Source organism: Synechococcus sp. BS55D (assembly GCF_004332415.1).
Taxonomy (GTDB): domain Bacteria; phylum Cyanobacteriota; class Cyanobacteriia; order PCC-6307; family Cyanobiaceae; genus Synechococcus_C.
Genome location: NZ_PHQT01000002.1, coordinates 550612 through 567857, shown reverse-complemented (window position 1 = coordinate 567857; position 17246 = coordinate 550612). Strand labels below are relative to the sequence as shown.

18 protein-coding genes are annotated in these 17246 nt (G+C 63.6%); 6 read left to right on the top strand and 12 right to left on the bottom strand.

Annotated features, from left to right (window positions below; translation table 11 throughout):
- Positions 1 to 2: 2 nt before the first annotated feature.
- From CWE16_RS06590 to CWE16_RS06570, 5 genes are read right to left on the bottom strand one after another with little or no spacing between them, the layout of a single operon-like run.
- Entirely contained in the window at positions 3 to 374 is a 372-nt protein-coding gene (locus CWE16_RS06590) for a phosphomannose isomerase type II C-terminal cupin domain (RefSeq protein ID WP_131593938.1), read from the bottom strand.
- Positions 374 to 2077: an AAA family ATPase gene (locus tag CWE16_RS06585; protein WP_131593936.1), complete on the bottom strand. Its 1704-nt coding sequence runs from the start codon at positions 2075 to 2077 to the stop codon at positions 374 to 376. The genes CWE16_RS06590 and CWE16_RS06585 overlap by 1 nt, the downstream gene beginning before the upstream one ends.
- Positions 2074 to 5793, bottom strand: a complete 3720-nt coding sequence (locus CWE16_RS06580) for a UvrD-helicase domain-containing protein (RefSeq protein ID WP_131593934.1) — start codon at positions 5791 to 5793, stop codon at positions 2074 to 2076. The genes CWE16_RS06585 and CWE16_RS06580 overlap by 4 nt, the downstream gene beginning before the upstream one ends.
- The gene (locus CWE16_RS06575; protein ID WP_131593932.1) at positions 5790 to 9140 is read right to left on the bottom strand and encodes an exodeoxyribonuclease V subunit gamma; all 3351 of its coding nucleotides are present in this window, start codon (positions 9138 to 9140) and stop codon (positions 5790 to 5792) included. Before CWE16_RS06575 ends, CWE16_RS06580 begins: the two co-directional genes overlap by 4 nt.
- Positions 9134 to 9790, bottom strand: a complete 657-nt coding sequence (locus CWE16_RS06570; RefSeq protein WP_131593930.1) for a metallophosphoesterase — start codon at positions 9788 to 9790, stop codon at positions 9134 to 9136. The genes CWE16_RS06575 and CWE16_RS06570 overlap by 7 nt, the downstream gene beginning before the upstream one ends.
- Positions 9791 to 9935: 145 nt before the next feature.
- On the opposite strand from CWE16_RS06570, the gene CWE16_RS06565 reads away from it, so the two are divergent.
- Positions 9936 to 10142 carry a hypothetical protein gene (locus tag CWE16_RS06565; RefSeq protein WP_236629613.1) on the top strand — a complete coding sequence of 69 codons (207 nt, stop codon included), beginning with the start codon at positions 9936 to 9938 and terminating at the stop codon, positions 10140 to 10142.
- Between the two features lie 74 nt (positions 10143 to 10216).
- Here CWE16_RS06565 and CWE16_RS06560 read toward each other — a convergent pair whose 3' ends face one another.
- The 3 genes from CWE16_RS06560 to CWE16_RS06550 all read right to left on the bottom strand — a co-directional run bounded on the left by CWE16_RS06560 (position 10217) and on the right by CWE16_RS06550 (position 11621).
- Positions 10217 to 10459: a hypothetical protein gene (locus CWE16_RS06560; RefSeq protein ID WP_131593926.1), complete on the bottom strand. Its 243-nt coding sequence runs from the start codon at positions 10457 to 10459 to the stop codon at positions 10217 to 10219.
- Between the two features lie 83 nt (positions 10460 to 10542).
- Positions 10543 to 10875, bottom strand: coding sequence for an MgPME-cyclase complex family protein (locus CWE16_RS06555; protein ID WP_131593924.1), 333 nt, complete (start codon positions 10873 to 10875; stop codon positions 10543 to 10545).
- Entirely contained in the window at positions 10872 to 11621 is a 750-nt protein-coding gene (locus tag CWE16_RS06550; protein ID WP_131593922.1) for a pyridoxine 5'-phosphate synthase, read from the bottom strand. Before CWE16_RS06550 ends, CWE16_RS06555 begins: the two co-directional genes overlap by 4 nt.
- Positions 11622 to 11757: 136 nt before the next feature.
- Between CWE16_RS06550 and CWE16_RS06545 the strand changes: the two genes are divergently transcribed.
- Genes CWE16_RS06545 through grxD form a run of 4 tightly spaced genes read left to right on the top strand, consistent with a single transcriptional unit; the run spans position 11758 to position 13683 of the window.
- Positions 11758 to 12456: a lysophospholipid acyltransferase family protein gene (locus tag CWE16_RS06545; protein WP_201737967.1), complete on the top strand. Its 699-nt coding sequence runs from the start codon at positions 11758 to 11760 to the stop codon at positions 12454 to 12456.
- 26 nt (positions 12457 to 12482) lie between these two features.
- Entirely contained in the window at positions 12483 to 13022 is a 540-nt protein-coding gene (locus CWE16_RS06540; RefSeq protein ID WP_131593920.1) for a hypothetical protein, read from the top strand.
- 58 nt (positions 13023 to 13080) lie between these two features.
- The gene (locus CWE16_RS06535; RefSeq protein ID WP_131457218.1) at positions 13081 to 13314 is read left to right on the top strand and encodes a BolA family protein; all 234 of its coding nucleotides are present in this window, start codon (positions 13081 to 13083) and stop codon (positions 13312 to 13314) included.
- 45 nt (positions 13315 to 13359) lie between these two features.
- A complete protein-coding gene (gene grxD / locus CWE16_RS06530; protein ID WP_131457220.1) occupies positions 13360 to 13683 on the top strand; it encodes a Grx4 family monothiol glutaredoxin in 324 nt (107 codons plus the stop codon).
- Here grxD and CWE16_RS06525 read toward each other — a convergent pair.
- A complete protein-coding gene (locus tag CWE16_RS06525) occupies positions 13680 to 13946 on the bottom strand; it encodes a DUF6761 family protein (RefSeq protein WP_131457222.1) in 267 nt (88 codons plus the stop codon). The genes grxD and CWE16_RS06525 overlap by 4 nt on opposite strands.
- 77 nt (positions 13947 to 14023) lie before the next feature.
- Between CWE16_RS06525 and CWE16_RS06520 the strand changes: the two genes are divergently transcribed.
- Positions 14024 to 14794, top strand: coding sequence for a response regulator transcription factor (locus CWE16_RS06520; RefSeq protein ID WP_443081609.1), 771 nt, complete (start codon positions 14024 to 14026; stop codon positions 14792 to 14794).
- Here the strand turns inward: CWE16_RS06520 and CWE16_RS06515 are convergent.
- Genes CWE16_RS06515 through crtH form a run of 3 tightly spaced genes read right to left on the bottom strand, consistent with a single transcriptional unit; the run spans position 14766 to position 17234 of the window.
- On the bottom strand, positions 14766 to 15338 hold the full coding sequence (locus CWE16_RS06515; protein WP_131593918.1) for a hypothetical protein: 573 nt from the start codon (positions 15336 to 15338) through the stop codon (positions 14766 to 14768). The two genes, CWE16_RS06520 and CWE16_RS06515, sit on opposite strands and share 29 nt — an antisense overlap.
- 1 nt (position 15339) lies before the next feature.
- The gene (locus CWE16_RS06510; protein WP_131593916.1) at positions 15340 to 15624 is read right to left on the bottom strand and encodes a hypothetical protein; all 285 of its coding nucleotides are present in this window, start codon (positions 15622 to 15624) and stop codon (positions 15340 to 15342) included.
- A 26-nt stretch (positions 15625 to 15650) separates the two neighbouring features.
- Positions 15651 to 17234 carry a carotenoid isomerase gene (crtH, locus tag CWE16_RS06505; protein WP_131593914.1) on the bottom strand — a complete coding sequence of 528 codons (1584 nt, stop codon included), beginning with the start codon at positions 17232 to 17234 and terminating at the stop codon, positions 15651 to 15653.
- Positions 17235 to 17246 lie beyond the last annotated feature (12 nt).

The window sequence follows — 17246 nt, the reverse complement described above, 5'->3', positions numbered from 1 at the left end:
CTTCAACTTATCACCCTGCCGAAATCATCTTCCAGGCGCTCAATATCGGTTTCCTCAAGGTGGGTTCCGTGCTGAACCTCGATGATCAGCAGATCTCCTTCACCGCCTCGGGCTCGGTGGATGGCTCCGCAGGGGATGTGCAGGGTGGATCCAGGGGTTGCCTGATGCCAGTGTCCATCGCAGAAGAGCTCGCCCTCACCACTCACGACCGTCCAGTTTTCGCTTCGGTGTTGATGCCGCTGAAGGCTCAGCCGCTGGCCGTTGCGGATCAGTAGACGCTTGAGCTTGTAACCGGGGCCTTCGAGCAGATCCTCGTACCAACCCCAGGGGCGCTCCACCCGTTGTTTTGCAAGGGATTCAGGGGGTAACCCCATCAAAGCGCTGCCTCCGATGACGACTCCAGCTTGGCTGGATCTGTCGCCGTCAGCAGGAGTAGCTGTTGACGGGCTCTGGTGATGGCGGTGTAAAGCAGGGCGCACTCCTGCTGGGGGCGTTCCTGATCCCGAAGTGCTCCTGGCCAGAGCAGCAGGACGTGATCCGCCTCGCTGCCCTGGGCCTTGTGCACGGTCAGGGCCAGGGCCGGTTCCAGTGCTTTCAGTCGTGCGGGGTGCAGCAGCCGTGGACTTGCGGTCCCCGTGGCATCGATGCATCGGAAGAGCACGCGCCGCTGAGGCCCTGCCCCGATCGTGAGCCCCCGATCACCATTGGCAAGCCCAAGCTCTGGTTGGTTGGCGGCACAGAGCACCGGAACCCCTGGGGGCCAGGCCTCGACACCTCCTTCGGGGAGCAGGGTCCGATGCACCATGTCGACCCCCCAGGCGCCCACCCTGCGCGGGCAGAGCACCTGCAGTCGGTCCAGCTCAGCGAGGGCCTGATCGGCGGCGGCTGCATCCAGGATGTCGTCCATGGGCTCTGTCGGTCCGGGGGGGAGAGCAGCCACGGCGTTTTGAAGCGTGTTCAGGTGGTCTCGCAGGGCCTTGGTCACCGCAGGGGGGATGGCGCGTCGATCCCCCTGTTGCCAATGCAGATTCTCGCTAGACCCTGAGGCCGCAGTGCTGGGTCGGCAAGCGCGCCAGAAGGCTTCGATCCCCTGATCCCGCAACACGCCGCTGAGTCGGGCCAGAGCGCCTCGATTGCGATACACCCGATGCAGCTCGATTGCTGCAGATCCAAATCGTTGCCGTTGCGCTTCCTCCTGGAGGTGCTGCCAGACGGCACCGGCGCCAATCGGTGGCAGTTGGGCCGCATCGCCCACCAGCACCAGTTGCGCCGTTTCGGGCAAGGCCTCAAGCAGCGCAGTGGCCAGGTTGAGATCCACCATCGACATCTCATCGACAACCAGCAGGTCGAGGGGGAGTGGTCGGCGTTGATGACGCCCGAAGCCCCGGGACCCTGCCTCCAGCCAGCGATGCAGGGTGGCGCAGGGAAGGGCCGCCAGGGCCGGTTGCAGGGACTGCGGCAGACACTCTCGGCCGTTGCGGATGGCGTCTTGGAGCCGACCGGCTGCTTTGCCTGTGGGTGCAGCAAGCCCGATGCGCAGCTCGGGCCGGTCGCTGACGACCTGAGCCAGCATCCGGACCACAGTGCTGGTTTTTCCGGTGCCTGGGCCACCGCTGAGCAGCACCAGCCGGTGCTGTCGGATCGCCGCGACCGCCGCCAGCTGCTCTGGGTTCAGCCCTTGGATCCAGGGAGACTGCTCCAGCGTCGGCTGCTTCAGCGTCGGCTGTGTCGCTGGATCGGTCTCGTGGATGTCGGGCGAGGCAGCAACCCGCTCGAGAAGACGCAGCACGAGAGTCTCCATCCCCTCATGCCAGCGCCGAAAGGCCAGCTTGGATTCATGGAGCACCAGAGGGCTTCGGGGTCCGTTGAGCCATCCGCTCTGGTGCAAAGGCCGATGCTGCTCCGGCTGCAGAGGTAGCCAGGTGATCCCTTGGGCCAGCGCCGCGGTCAGATCCACCAGGATTCGATCCAGCATCGGGTCGTCTTGATCGGGGGGGAGGGAGCGGCGCAGGAGTTCGATCAAGCCGCGACTCACCGGGGCGGACCAGTCCCTTGGAAGGGAGTTGGCGTCTCTCATGGGATCACTCCCTCCAGTTGTTGATTGAGGTGCAGGATCCTCTCGACTGGTGCCTGTTCCACCAGAACCCCAGGAGTGAACTCGGGTGCTGTTGGAGCACTCAGCTGTTCTTGCTCCGGCACACCGCGCAAAAAGACATAGACGTAGCCACCCAGATTGCGCTGCGGGTCGTAGCCCGGCAATCGCCATTCCAGAAAACGATGGAGGGCCACCATGTAGAGATGGGCCTGAAGTGGGTAGTGGTGCTTGACCATCTCCTCCAGGAGTGCCTCTCGCTGGTAGTGGCATGGGCCACAGGCGAGCACCTGGCCATCGCTGTCCCGTTCTCCCAACCAGTTGCTTTTCCAGTCGGCGACCCACCAGCGGGAGGTCTGGGGATTGTTCGTGTCGGAGAACATCAAGTCGATGGATCCCGTGAGGAAGCCTCGGCTGTGGATGGACAGGCTCGCGACGCGGTCGGCATAGCTCCCCGAGAAGCTGTGCTCGGGTTGGATCCGAAAGCTGGCCGCCAGGGCGTTGGCTTGGATGGCGCGACCCCGATGGGCAATGGGCAGATCGAAGCTGAGCTCGTGGCGCCGGCGATCGGCAGCGATCTGTTCGAGGCGCAGGGCACCGAGCGGGCCGCCGAGGGGCACCTTCAGCAGTCGGGCCAGGCCCTGCTGCACGCTCGCTTGCAGATCAGCCTCCAGGCCGGCCCGGCGCAGTTCCTGGGCAATCACCTCGGCGCTGCCGGGATCTGCCGCCGCCGTTGCAAAGTTCACCCTTTCGAGAATGCGATGCAGGCAGTCGCCGGCCGCCGGACCGCGTGGAAATCCACTCAGGGGACCCATGCGACTGGCCGGATCCTCAGGCACTCTCTCGTTCTGAATTGTGTCGTGATCAACCGTGTCGCTTGAGGGGCTTCCAGGGGGGGCATCGGCGGGGCTGATGGGATCACGATCGCGTCCCTCCTCCAGGGTGCGGGGATCATCGGTTCTGGCAGCGGCATGGTCACCTCCCCCGCTGCTGCTCCAGGCTGAATAACTGCTCCGGCCCCAGATCCTGTCCAGCGATCGCTCGGGAATTGGACCCAGTTGCAGAGCAACCGGTTCAACGGAGCGTCGCCAGACCTTGACGGGAGCCTCGGGGTCAAGGAGCTGGCGGCTGATTCCGCCTGGCTCGGTCGCCAGCCAGCGCTTCAGAGGGTTGTGTTCATGGCCGACGGCCTGGGCGTCGATGAGGATCAGCTGACGAACGGCGCGAGTCATTGCCACATAGGCAAGACGTTCGGTTTCGGCGCCGATCTCAGCGTCTTCTTCCTCAGCGGCTCTTCGGCCGCAGCCCCAGTGGCGGTTGATGGCCACGATCCAGCCATCGCTCCGGCGCCAGAGCGGCCCCTCGGCTTCCTGGGGCATCTGCCAGAGGTAAGGGCAGATCACCACTGGATATTCCAGGCCCTTGCTGCGGTGCACCGTGACAACGGCGACAGCGTCTTCGGCGTGGTCGCTGTGGGGTTGCCGTTCGTCGGATGGGCTTGGTTCCGGTTGGAGACGCTGTCGTCGCAACCAGTCGGCGGCACTGGAGGCATCCAATCCCAGGCGGTGAATCGTGTCTTGGACAAGGCGTGCGCATTGCTGGAGGTCTCCGAGAAATCGGCCCCGCTCCGTCAGTGCTGCCATGGTTTCCCCCGCCAAGATCTGGGACAGGCAGCCCAGCAAACCAAGGGTGGGCAAGGCATCGGCGAGATTTCGCACCTGCTGGGCGAGTTGATCGAGACCCCCGTCTGCTTCTGCGCTGGCAAGCTTGTGGGCAGACCACTGGAGAAGGGCTGAGCAGGCCAGCAGTCGCAGCGTGCCGTCATTGGCAGGACTGGCCAGGCTGTCGAGCAATCGCTGCAGCGCTTCTGCTGCTGCACTGTTGAACACGTCGCCGCGGCTGACCAGCCGACTCGGCAGGCCTATGGCTGCTAGCTGGGCGCGGATCGCTTCGGCCTGTCGGTGCCGACTGACGAGAACGCAGAGATCGGCAGGACTGAGCTCCGCGTGGCGATGCATGAGCTCACTGCTCACACCAGCCACCAGCCTGGGCAATAGATCCTCCAGGGCGGTTTTGCTGGCGATGGAGGTTTCCCCTGATTCCGGCAGGTTCAACACCTGGAGCGGTTCAGGGCCGTCGGGACCCGCGAGCGGCTGGGCAGAACTCTTGGCATCCAGGGCTGGAACCTCCAACCGCGATTGCTCCAGACCGGTTGCCATGAGCTGGTTGAGTCCCAGCATCAGAGGAGGTGTTGTCCGGTAGTTGTCGAGCAGGGCATCGATCCGGTCAGCCTGTTGGCGGGCCTCCCGATAGGTGTTCAGGTCACCGCCGCGAAATCGATAGATCGCCTGCTTTGGATCGCCGACCATCAGAAGCAGATGCGACGCACCGGTTGCGAAAGCAGTGCGCAGTAATCGCCATTGCAGAGGATCGGTGTCTTGAAATTCGTCGATCAGGGCCACCCGGTAGCGGCGACGAAGTTCGCTGATCCACCGCTGCTGTTGTTCTTCGCTCTGGCTTGCTGGATCGAGGGCGTCGAGCAGTCCGGAGAAGCCAATCACTCCCCGGCGGTTGCGCCGCTCTTTCAGGGCGGCCGCACCACTGATCAACGCATGGCGCCAAACCTGTTCGCTGGGGCCATCCCAGAGGGCGGCGATCGCCTCCATGGTCTGCGGACAGGGCAAGCGGGGCTGCGCCTCTCCGCAGGCTCGGGCCACGCGAGAGAAGGTGCCGGGATGGAAGTAGCCCCCGAGTAAGGGCTGTTTTCGCACGTAGCCGTAGCGTATTCGTGTTGTTTGCGTGTCATCAGGTTGTCCTGCCGGTGTTGCAAGTCCGGCTTGTCTTATCCAGTCGCTCAGAGTGCTTGCTCGTTGCGTTCGCGGTTTGGGGCTGTAGGGGGTGGTGCGATTGCTGCTGCAGCCTCGGCTGCGCCAATCGGCAGCTGCTGCGCAAAGCGCCGTTTCCAGCTCGTCGCCGTTCTCCTGCCACTGCTTCTGGGCGCTCAGCCAGCGCTGCGCGATCCATGCTTCGAACTGCTCCTTGAGGGGGGCGTTGGGATCGGGTGGATCGTTGCCCGGATCAATGCGCACCCCGCTATCTCCATCGAGGCGCCGCAGGGCTTCGCTGAGGGTCTCCGGGGAGAGCTGCGCCATCTGCAACCCCTTCACATCCTCTGGATCCAGCGACAGCACCTGTTGCTGCCAGTAGTCATGGGCCACCTCATGGCAGAGGTCGGCGTTGTCGCTCTCCAGATCGGGATCCATAACGGCACCGCTCTGCAGGGACAAACGCCGGAGCGTGCGGTGACAGAAGCCATGGATGGTGGTGATGTCAGCTTTCTCCAGGCCGTCGAGGGCGGTGAGAAGGCAACTGGCGATCTCCCGCCGCCGGTTGCCATCGGCTCCGTGGCGTTCCAGCCAGGCGCGCAGCACCGGATCAGCGTCGCTCGGGACCTGGTCATTTTCGATCTGAGTGAGCCCCTGTAGGGCAAGATCCAGTCGCCGCCCGATGCGATCCTGCAGCTCTGCAGCTGCCGCATCGGTGAAGGTCACCACCAGCAACTGCTCGATGCGCAGATTCCGCTCCGTGATCAGGCGCAACACCAGATGCGCCAGAGCGAAAGTCTTGCCCGTGCCAGCGCTGGCCTCAAGGAGTCGAACGCCTCCATCCAGGGGGTAGTCGTTGTGCTCAAAACGTCTCACGCTTTCAGGGCCTCCCCCATCGGCAAGTAGAGGCAGGAGAAGGCCCGCTCGAATCCGGGAGCATTAAGGAGCTCGCGGCTCTCACAGCCATCGCCGAAGCAGGCACGCATCTCCGCCCGCTCCCGTTCGGGCCAACCCTGGAAGTCACCCTGCCAGCTCTTGTGGAAGGCCTGGTCAGCGGCCTCCTGGCCTTTCTGCCATTGACGCAGGCGTGCCAGGCCGCTCGCTGGAGGCACTGGCCAGCACTGTTTCAAGCCTCTGTGGGCTGCAGCGTGCAAGGCAGCGAGATGATGCTCAGCCAGCTCTGGCTCGATCGGTTGCCAGTGCAGAAGCACCTCAAACTGATCGCCCTTGCCCTGGCGATCTGAACGACCGATCACAGCGGTTTCGCATTCGTACCCTTCCAGCTGGGCTTCAAGGTGGCGAAGCCAGCCCAGCAGCGCTGAGCGGGCTTGCAGCTTGCCGGCCTGTGGCAGCAGCTGACAGCACCCTGTCAGAAGTCGACCGCTGCGCAGCTGTGGCGTCCCGAAGCTCAGCAGACAGCGCTGAAGACCTTGCCAGCGCTGTTCCAGTCGTTCCTGCTCCAACGAAGCCGCTGCCGCAGGCGGCAGGATTCCTCTGCCAGCACAACGACTGAGCCAGTCCCCCTGCGTTGCCTCCTGCCAAGGCAGAGCGTTTGGTTGCTTCAGGGTTTGGAGCGCTTCCTCCAGCTGTTGTTGAAGCAGCCCCTGACGCTGGCGTTCCCCCAGGTCGAGGGCTTCAAGATCCTCGATGGGCTCCAGCCATTCCCCTGGCCTGAGCCCTTGTTGCTCCAGCCAGCAGCGCTGCGGGGCCAGAAGCCAGCGTTCCAGTTGCTCGGTCTCTAGTCGAGTCCCCTCGGAGCTGTCCTGTTCATGGCTGTGGGCCGGACCGCTGTCTGCAAGGCCGCCCGGCCACTGCAGCGGCATGGCCAGGGCATGGCCTCTCCTGCCGGCTTCTCTCTCTCCTCCACGGTCAAGCTCCCTTCGGGCAGCGAGCAGTCGTTGGTCGCAGCTAGGCAGAGCGCCCGTTGACTGCGTTTGGAAATTACCAGGGTCTAGCGGATTGGCCGGAGGCTGCAGCAGCACCTGGGCCATCGCGTTCTCGCCGAGTTGTTCCCTCAGGAGGGTGAGCCACTGCTGGACCGGGGCTGCTGGTGGAAGCGGTTCTCCGCTGCGCTCATCACGGGCATTCCAGCTGAGCATCAGATGCTGGCGCGACGACAGCAGGGCCTCCAGCAGCACATAGCGATCCTGATCGCTGCTGGAGGGATCACCCAGCCGCCGGATCTGCTCCAGCAAATGGAATCCTGGGCGCTCGTTCTGGCGGGGGAAGCTGCCCGCATCCAGTCCCATCAGCACCACGACCCGGTGGGGGATCGCGCGCATCGGTTCCAGCGCACTGATGGTGAGGGCTCCGCTGCGATGGCCGAAACGACCGCTGTCGTTGGAGAGGGCTTCCTGTAAAACGGCTCGCACCACTGCGGCATCCAGCAGCAGGGGACAGTCGAGGCTGCGCTCTCGCCAGAGCTCAAGAGCATCCAGAATCGCCTGGCGCTCCCAACCCCATCGGCCACCGTCAGCGAATAGCTCCTCCAGCAGAGACGTCAGGGTGGTGATCCAGCTGCTGCAGTGTCGTGGGGAACGCAAGCGGTCGATCCAGCGGGCCAGCTTGTCCAGAAGCGTCCACCAGCGGCCGACCTCATCCGCGGTCAGTTCATCGCTAAAGGGAGCGGCGTCGGCGAGGACCCAGCCCTCCTGGTCGGGCAGCATCAGACCCAGTAACCAGCGATCGAGGCACCAGCGCAGGCTGTGGCTTGGGTCGCCGTGACGCTCCCGTTCATCCAGCCCCCAGCGGAATCCAGTGCGTTGCAGACAGCGGTGCATGGCATCCAGCTCGTCTGCCGTCAGTCCCTGCAGCTCCTGCAGGGCAGGGTTGGCGAGCAACTGTTCCAGTCCTGTGGCTGTGAACCGATCGGCTGCCAGGGCCAGGAGGCTTAGAAACCCCTGCATCAGGCCTGGTGCTTCCTGTTGGCTGCGGTCGGTTAGCCGCCAAGGCACCAGCACGCCCGTGGCATCAGCATCGTTGAAGGCTGATGCCAGAAGGGGAGCGAAACGGTCGATCTGGGGCGTCATCACCAGCACGTCCCTGGGTTGAAGGGTCGGGTCAGCAGCCAGCCATTGCAGGATCTGATCCCGCACCAACTGCACCTCCCGCCAGCGACCGGGACTGGCGAGGAAACGTAGGGAGTGGTCGTTCGTCTCGAGAGTGAGCGACGGTGTGCTGCCTTCCACCAGCTGCTGCTGCACCTGGGCGAGCAGGCTCGGGGTTTGTTGTTGGTCCCTGGCCATGCTGACCGGTGCCGCGAACAGGTCCCTCTGTTCCCATGCTCCGAGCTGGCACTCTCCGCTGCCTTCGAGAAGCAGCTGGAATTCAGCGCCCATCCGCCCAAGCATGGCTTCAAGTCGAGGTGACTCCAACAGCCAGGAGCCATCCAGTGGGGTCTGCCAGCGTTCGCCCAGACGACGTCGTCGCTGTTCGGAGCGCTCCCATAGGTCTGGACAGGGGGTGAGCAGAAACATCTGCACATCGATGCAGCCCGAGAGGGCCTGGAGCAGCTCCACTTGGATCGGGGCCATGCTGCTTAGTCCGAACAGCCGCAGACAGCGGGGAAGGGGCAGCACGGGGGACTCGCCGGCGCGCAGCCGCTTCACGGCCTCCATGACCTGCAGCCCAAAGGGCGCCGTCGGCAGCTTGTCGGCGAGCAAGCGGGCCAGTTCGGGTTGCCAGCGCAGCGACTCAGCGAGTGCACTGCTGGCATCGGAGTCGTGGGCGAGCCAGCGTCCGAGCTCATCGGCGCGGTACAGCGCGTAATCATCGATGGCATCGGCGAGGCTGCGGGCCAACAGCCAGTGATCGCGGTTGAGTTGACCTCGCTCGCAGGGATGGAGCTCCATCCATTGGCGCAGGGGAGCAGCGGCTGGTTGCTGGAGCAGGTCGGGGAGCACCTCCAGCACTGGCCAGACGAGCCGCTCGGCCCGCCAGGGATCCTCGCCGACCTTGGGGTCACCATCTGTGCCATCGCAGCCCGCGCCCTCACCGAGAACGGCTCGCACCAGTTCACGAAGCCTGGCGCCTGGGAACGGAAAGCGCACCAGGGCACTGATCCCGTTGACAACGGCCAACTGTTCCCCCAGCCAACGGCTGGTGGGCCAGGTGTTGACGACCACTTCGACTTCTTCGAAGGGCGAGGGGGGATCAAGGCGCAGCTGTTCCGCCAGCAGCTGCGCCAGCCATTCCGCTCTGTTGCTTCTGAAGATGGTCAGCAAGAGGTGGACTCAATGAGTTCCTGCTGGTGCTGGGGTGCAGGTATCGGGAGTGCTGTTTGACCCATCACCTGCACCACGGCATCGGTTTCAGGGCAGAAGGCCGAGAGTCGTCCCCCATAGACGGCGCCGGTGTCGATCATCACGATGTGTTGGCGACGCTCCACGCTGGGCCTAGGGGTGTGACCCACCACCACACGGCCGAAGCGGCCGTCGTAGGTCTCCCAGAAGGGTTCGCGGATGCGTAGATCAGGGCGTCCTTGAGGGTCAAAGCCTGCATGGGTCGCGATCCAGCCTTTGCCTCGATAGTGGTCTGGCAGGGTCTGGAGACGCTGCAGCCACTGGCGGGTGAGGCCATCGCCGAGCTGGCGGTAGGTGTCGATCCTCAGCAGGCTCTGGTGTGCGTCTGATGACCGTTGCTGAAGGGCTTCGATCAGGTTCTGCTCGTGGTTGCCCCGCAACCAGGTGGCTCGACCGTTGCAGACCAGCTCCCAGACGAGATGGAGAGTGTCTGCGATTCCAGGGCCGCGGTTAATCACGTCGCCGCAGAGCACCAGATGGTCCCGGGTTGGGAGCACGGCCAGCAGCTGGATCAGCGAGGCATGACAGCCGTGCACATCACCGATCACCCAGTGACGCTCCGCTGATGCCACCTCGTTTGCGCTCCATCACATCGCTCTGCATCGGATTCTGACGGAGCCCCCCTCCCCTGTCATCGACCCTGTCTACGGTGTTGCATCGCTCAAAGGGGGGTGGTCTGTGGACCCACGTTCATTGCCGGTGCCTCGGAGGGTTGCGTTGCTGGTTCAGGCTCTCAACGGTGCCCCTCGCACCAATGAGGCCCTGGCCAAGGCTGCCGATGGGGAGGAGATGCTCGATGTGCTGGTGGGTGCGTCCGACAAGCTGGGCCTGGGGCTCACCCGCGAGCATCTGCGCAATACACCGCCGATTAGGGATTGGGTGTGGTGGCACAAGAAGCAGGCACCCTTCACGATCGGTAGCTGAGGGTGCGCTGCTGCCTGTGCTCTGCTGAGGTGGCGATCAACAGGCTTTGGATCGAGCCTGCTTCGATGAAGGAATCACCAGGGAAATTCCTTGGCGGTCGCCCCCTCCGGACAGGGATCAGAGGCCCGACCTCCCGGCAGATCCTCGTCGCCAATGATGTCGTTCAGATACGCCGCGCAGAGTTGTTCTGGGGTGAGGGACTCCACCCAGTTCTCCCAGCCGCCCCCCGTGTCAGCACGGACGGTGAAGACCGTCGACGCGCTCAGCACAGCGAGCAAGGTGCCGCTGCCAAAACGAAACCGGTGGGACCTTGTCATCGCTCCAGACCGATGGCTGTCTTCAGCATGATCACGGTTGTGGGCAGATGCTGGAGCTGCCCACAGATGCTGCAGCCGTGGCTTTAGACCGCTGTTCCGGCGCAGCTGGCGAGGGCATCGGGAATCGACGCGCTCGGAGCTTCGAAGCGGCCCTCGGCCACAAACTCCAGACGCAGCTTCATGAAGGTGATGAAGCTGGCATCGGTGGAGACCACGGCAGCCGATGGGCTGGGTACCTGTGCTGCGAGTTCCGCCAGCTCGGGAGCGCTGAGGAATGCCGGTTGACGGATCAGCCAGAAGTCGATCTCTCGGCCCTGCTCGGCGTAATGACGGCGTCGCTCACTCAGCACTTCCTCCAGAGGTTCCTCCTCGGTCAGGAAGCGTTCACTGGCGGCGACGAAGTGATAGGTGGTCATGGCTGAAGGCTTCCAAAGAGCGGCTCACGGCGGGGATTCTGGACCAGCCGCTTCATCTCCCTGACGGCGGCCTCGAGGCCAACCACAAGAGATCGCGCCACGATCGTATGGCCGATGTTCAACTCTTCCATGCCCTCGATGGCTGCCACGGGCTCCACGTTTTGATAGGTGAGTCCGTGGCCTGCATTCACCCTGAGTCCAAGGTTGCGGGCATGGGCTGTTGCTTCCGTCAGTCGAGCTAATTCAGCCGGCTGTGCGCTCCAGCTCGCTTCCGCGTAGGTGCCGGTGTGGAGCTCAACCCAGCGTGCCCCGCAGCCGATGCTCGCCTCCAGTTGCTCAGGATCAGGGTCCACGAACAGGCTCACGGGGATTCCGACGGTCTGCAGCCTCTCCACCACGCCTTTGAGGCTGATGAGCTGTGCCCTCACATCCAGGCCTCCCTCCGTGGTGACTTCCTCCCTGCGTTCGGGCACGAGGGTGACCATGTCAGGGCGGATCCTTCTTGCGATCTGTTCCATCTCGGCCGTGGCGGCCATTTCCAGATTCAGACGGCTGCGAACGGTTTGGCGGAGCAGCTCCAGGTCTCGGTCTTGGATATGACGACGATCTTCGCGGAGATGCACGGTGATTCCATCGGCACCGCCGAGTTCCGCAAGCATCGCCATCGGCACCGGATCGGGTTCGACCGTGCGTCGTGCCTGGCGCACGTTGGCGATGTGATCGATGTTGACGCCGAGGCTGGCCACGTCCGTTGCTTCCTGGGCTTAAAACCCTAACGAGGTGTCAGGGCGTCACTGGCCGCAGAACCAACTGCCCAGCCTTCTTTGGAAATACAGGGGCCGGACCCTAAGTTCCCAGACAGTCCAAGACCACCGGGGCGCGGTGACCTCAAGCCTGGCGACACGCGAAAGTGCCCTTGGTTCGGGAGTTAATCCCTTTTGGGCTCCCCTGGCGATGGTGCTCACCCAGGATCTCGCTCTGCGCAGTTATTTCCGCGAGCGACTCGTGCTTGGGGAACACAATTTGCCCCTGGAGGGTCCGGTCCTGCTGGCGCCGACCCATCGGGCCCGCTGGGATGCCCTGATGCTGCCGATGGCAGCCGGTCGACGGATTACAAGCCGCGACTGTCGCTTCATGGTGACCCGCACGGAAATGGACGGCGTGCAGGGGTGGTTTCTCCATCGCCTCGGTTGCTTTGCTGTGGACCAGGGACGCCCGTCGCTGACCACCCTGCGCTTTGCGATCGATCTGCTGGCTGCTGGGCAGCAAGTGGTGGTGTTCCCAGAAGGTCGTATTAATCGCAGTGATGAGCCGATCCGCCTTCAGCAGGGGCTGGCCCGCTTGGCCCTGCTCGCGCGCCGACAGGGAGTTCCGGTGCGCGTGCTGCCTGTTGGCCTCGCCTACAGCGAAGCGAGGCCGCGCTTCTGCGGACGTGCAGCAATCTGTTTCGGCGAAGCGATGGCCGTGGAGGGAAGTGGCCGTGAGGCGGTGCGCTCCTTCAATGCCGATCTGGCCTTGCGGATGCAATCAGCTGAACAAGCGGCCAGGGAGGCAGTGGGTCGCCCCCTCCACTCCCCCTAAAGTCCGGCCACTGTTCCGGTCTGATCATGCGTTCCCGCCTCTCGCTGACCGCCCTGGCTCTGGTGGCTGGTCTGTCTCTTTCTCCCGCGGCCAGCCTCGCGCAGACCAGCGAGGACAGCCAGGCCTCAAAGGTGCTGGCGTCCGGTGGTGCCGGTTTCAACGTGGCCGCTGTTCAGTCTTTGATCAACCGTGGTGATGCGGCGGTCGCCGCCGGCAATCTGGCCGAGGCTCGCAAGGACTATGACAATGCCCGTGCAGCAGCCAAGCAACTCCTGGCGTTCTACCGGGATCTGAGTGGTGCGTTCCGAGGTCTGGATGCTCGGATTCCCCGCGAAATGGACGCCAAGGGTCGTGCAGCACTGGGTCTGCTGGCTGAGGCCAATCTCAGGTTGGCGGCCCTCTTCCGTCGTCAGAATCAACCCGAGGTTGCCGTTCCTGTGCTCGTGGAGGTGGTGCGGTTGATGACCCCCTCCCAGGCCCAAGGTCAAAAGGCCTATCAGAGCCTGGTGGAATTGGGGTTTGTCGAGACGCCCTTCGCCGCTGCCAAAACCGCTCCCGGCAGCTGAGCCTGACCGCTCGTCTCCCTGATCTGTCAGCATCAGTCTCCAGCTGAAGCACCCGGTGATGGTTCAACCCGATGCGGTGGCCGCGGCAATACGCCGTGCCCTTCCTGACGCCCATGTGGATGTGGAAGACCTCACCGGCGGTGGCGACCACCTTCAGGTGCGGGTGATCTCCTCTGGTTTCGCTGGTCTCAACCGGATCCGTCAGCATCAGCTCGTCTATAAAGCGCTGCGAGACGAGCTCGCCAGTGAGGCGATCCATGCCCTGGCACTCACCACGTCAACACCCGACTGAGTCCTCTTTCGCTCCCTTCGCTTTCTTTCGCCGCTCTCTTTTGCCATGGATGCTCAGACCCAGGCCCGAATCGAGGCCTTGATTCAATCCAGCCCGATCTTCGTGTTCATGAAGGGCACCAAGCTGATGCCCCAGTGCGGCTTCTCCAACAACGTGGTGCAGATCCTGCATGCTCTGGGCATGCCCTTCGAAACCTTCGATGTGCTCTCTGACATGGAGATCCGCCAGGGCATCAAGGAATTTTCCGAATGGCCCACCATCCCGCAGGTGTATGTGAAGGGGGAATTCATGGGCGGATCCGACATCCTGATCGAGATGTACAACTCCGGCGAGCTCAAGGAGAAACTGGAGGTGGCTCTCGCCTCCTAGTGCTGAGGCTGTCGGTAGAGGGCACTCACGTCCCCATCGGGGCCGATGAAGCTGGATGGGTCCAAGATCCAGCGATCCACTAAGGCCTCTAATCGGGCTTGATCCCTCGGTTCGAGAGCACCTGTGCGCCGTAGGGCATGCAGATACCCATCGGCATAGAGCCTGAGTTCCGAGGGGCTGTGGTAGCGAAGTGTCAGTTCCTGGCAGGCGTCACACAGCGACTGGAAGTGTCGAATCGCCTCCGGATGCTGCAGGGATGTCATGACCTGTGAGGACGGCAGCCTCTGTTACCAGCGTGCCTTGGAATTGGCCTTAGCGTAAGCAGGCAATCAAGAGCCATGTGACCTCCTCTTCCCGCGACCTTCTGCAGAACGGTAGTCCTCAGGTGACCACTGTTGCAGTGCCCCATCAAAGCGGCGGGGGTCCGAAGGAGCCGTCCAGGGTTCTGGTGGTCGAACCACACCCCACCCTGCGCACCGTGCTGGTGCAGCGCCTGCGTCAGGACGGCCACCTCACGGCTGCCGTGTCCAACGCTGCTGAGGCTCTGGAGGTCTGCCAGGACCAGTCCCCTGATCTCTTGATCAGTGCTGAAATCCTGGATCACAGCTCCGCCCTGCGCCTAGGCCAGCAGTTGCGTTGCCCCGTGATTGTGCTTACGGCCCGCAGCGGAGCCGAGCCAGTGGTGGGTCTCCTTGATGAAGGGGCTGACGATGTGCTGCGCAAGCCCTTTGGCCTGGAGGAACTGGCGGCTCGCTGTCGCACCCTGCTGCGACGGGGAGGCACCGGCCTGCAGGAGCGCGTCACCGTCGGTCCCCTTGAGGTGCATCTGCTGCTAAGGCAGGTGACTCTGAGGGAACAGCCCGTTGAGCTCAGTCCAAGGGAGTTCGCTCTGCTCTGCGCTCTGCTCATGCCGCCTGGCATGGTGCGTAGCCGTCAGGATCTGTTGCGGATGGCTTGGCCACCCTTCAGCGGCGGGCCCCGCTCCGTTGATACACAGGTGCTAACGCTGCGCCGCAAGCTCGAGCAGGCTGGCCTCGGCGAAGGGGGTGGGATTACCACCGTTCGGCAGCAGGGCTATCGCTTCAGCCTGGAACACCTGCCGGCAGCGTGATCCATCCCTGTTGCAAGCCAAGGCCCAGGGCCACCTCACCCGCAAGCATCAGCGACGCCAGGACGGCTAGCAACTGATAGGTCCAAGGCGGGGTCAGCCGGCCGATTCCTTGCGTGTTGAGTCCACTGCACGCTTGAAAGACGGCAAGAAAGCGATCGAAATCAGCAATGCGCTGGGGAAGCAGATAGTGGCTCTGCTGTTTTGTGCTGACGTAAAACACCGTTCCTCCCTGACTGGTGCCCATCGGCACGAGGGCACGAATCTCAGGCCAGCTGAGCTGCCAACCGCGGCGAATCAACCAGCGACACCAGAGGGGGTGGCCCACCTGGATCCCCTGGGGGCTCAAGCGAACCTCTTCGCTGAGCATGGCCAAGATCAGCCCGAGGCCCATGGGGGCAGCGAACAGCAGCACGACACGAAGCCCCGGTGGTGCGAGCAGGGGCAGCGGTAGGACCAAGGCCAGATAGACACTGATCAGGGTGCCCCGGATCAGGGGGGAGATCCGGAAACACTGCTCAGCACCGCTCCATCCAGTGGCAACCACCTCAGCGATCCTCTGGCGATCCGGGCAGGGGTTCAATCAGTTCGCTGGGCTGATAGCGGCCCTGGAAGACCTCGGCCTCGCGCCCTTTCCAGAACTCACCGAGTCGCATCAGGTCGGCATGGGCCTCTTGGATGCTGCGCATGTAAGCCTCAGGACTCATGCCCTCGCGAGCTTCTTTGAGCTTCGCTAGTCGCAGCATCTGCAGCATCCATGGCTTGCTCAGCTCGCCGCGGGACTCCATATAGCGGGCGAGCTCAGCGGCCGAGGGCTGGGGGGTAGTTGCCATCTCACAGGTCAAGCAATCGAGAGACCCTAAGCAGCGGATGCAGGGAATTGCGCGGGAAGGCTCCAGCTGTTGAGCCCGAGATCAGCACCGATTCGATGGCTGCAGGCAAAGCCGCTGAAAGCAACGGCGTTCAGCCCCTGACCAGGGAAACAGGAATCGCCAACGCAATAGAGACCGGGGAGGCCGGTGCGGTTGAAGGGCATGGGCAGCAGACCAGGCAAGCGCATGGCCGGGATTGGTCCGTAGCTGCCACCCATCCGACCAAGAAAGCGTCGATGGGTGCGGGGGGTGCCCACGTCCTTCTGTTCGATCGCTGCGCTCAGTCCTGGCAGCAACGCTTCGAGTCGTTCGATCAGCCGATCGGCGTCTGCCTGCTTTTTGCTGGCGTATTGCGTCGGATTTAGTCCTCGCCAATGACGGATATCGCTCATCGTGAAGGTGTGCACGATGTGACGTCCCTGAGGGGCGAGAGAGGGATCCAGCAGCGTGGGGATCGACACGAAGATCACGCCCTGTTCGGCCTCCATCGCGCACCAGTCCTCCAGCAGCAGATGGTGGCAGTGCAGGCCCTGGGGGATGACATCGGCCCTGACGCCGAGATGCAGCGACAGGAAGGAGCTGGAGGGCTGGTAGCGGCGGCGCCAAGTGGATTCCGCGGCCGGGGTATGAGCGTCATCGACCAGTGTGTTGGCGGGTGATCCCTCTCCAGCGAAGGTGTCCCAGCGGGTGGCATTGCTGACGATGCGGCGGGCGCGCAGCTCCTCCCCATCAGCGAGCCTTACACCGACGGCACGGCCGTTTTCGATCAGCACCTTGGTGACCCTGGCCCGGTAGCGGATCTCTCCACCGTGCGCTTTCAGGCCCTCCACGAGCTTCTCGGCGATGACACCCACCCCCCCTTTGGGATAGTTGATGCCGCCGGCATGTCGATCGGAGAAGACCATGCCGGCATTGATCATTGGCGTGCGATCCGCCGGCATCACCGACCAGCAGAAGCACTCCATATCGATCAGGCGCAGCAGATCCTGATCCTTGATGTGGCGCCTGGCCACATCACCCACGTTGAAGGGCAGCCATCGGGCCAGGCCGAGGCAGGCCAGGGGGGCCTTGAAGAACACCTTCGTGAGGTAGGACGGATCCTCAAGCGAGAGCAGAGGCATCGCATCAAGGCAGTTGAAGACCTGCCAGCAGGTGTCATAGAAGGCCTTGATTCCCTTTGCTTCATGGGGGAAGCGGGCACTCATGCGTTCGATGAAGCCGCTGTAGTCGCGGTCGACCTCCATGCTGAGGCCGCCGGGAAGGTGGTACTGGAGTTGCACCGGGTCGGGAATCGTCTCGCAGGTCTGGCCAACGTCAGCCAAGGCCCGAGTGAGCAGGTTGGTGTAGCCCTTCTGCCCAAAGCCGAAAATCATCGAGGCGCCCACATCGAAGGTGTAGCCGCCGCGTTGGAAGCTGCCTCCGGAACCTCCAGGGATCAGGTAGCGCTCCAATACCAGCGTCTTCGCACCCTTGACCGCCAACTGGGAGGCGGTGACAAGACCGCCGATGCCGGACCCGATCACAATCACATCCCAGGCGGGCACATCCCAGGCGGGGTTGGTCACGCTCATCCCTTCATCAGC

Bases quoted from the DNA above. Each gene is read 5' to 3' on its own strand.
- CWE16_RS06560 (WP_131593926.1), bottom strand. From the start codon at position 10,459: ATGACAAGGTCCCACCGGTTTCGTTTTGGCAGCGGCACCTTGCTCGCT.
- crtH (WP_131593914.1), bottom strand. From the start codon at position 17,234: ATGAGCGTGACCAACCCCGCCTGGGATGTGCCCGCCTGGGATGTGATT.
- CWE16_RS06540 (WP_131593920.1), top strand. From the start codon at position 12,483: ATGCGTTCCCGCCTCTCGCTGACCGCCCTGGCTCTGGTGGCTGGTCTG.
- CWE16_RS06535 (WP_131457218.1), top strand. From the start codon at position 13,081: ATGGTTCAACCCGATGCGGTGGCCGCGGCAATACGCCGTGCCCTTCCT.
- grxD (WP_131457220.1), top strand. From the start codon at position 13,360: ATGGATGCTCAGACCCAGGCCCGAATCGAGGCCTTGATTCAATCCAGC.
- CWE16_RS06510 (WP_131593916.1), bottom strand. From the start codon at position 15,624: ATGGCAACTACCCCCCAGCCCTCGGCCGCTGAGCTCGCCCGCTATATG.
- CWE16_RS06525 (WP_131457222.1), bottom strand. From the start codon at position 13,946: ATGACATCCCTGCAGCATCCGGAGGCGATTCGACACTTCCAGTCGCTG.
- CWE16_RS06590 (WP_131593938.1), bottom strand. From the start codon at position 374: ATGGGGTTACCCCCTGAATCCCTTGCAAAACAACGGGTGGAGCGCCCC.
- CWE16_RS06585 (WP_131593936.1), bottom strand. From the start codon at position 2,077: ATGAGAGACGCCAACTCCCTTCCAAGGGACTGGTCCGCCCCGGTGAGT.
- CWE16_RS06555 (WP_131593924.1), bottom strand. From the start codon at position 10,875: ATGACCACCTATCACTTCGTCGCCGCCAGTGAACGCTTCCTGACCGAG.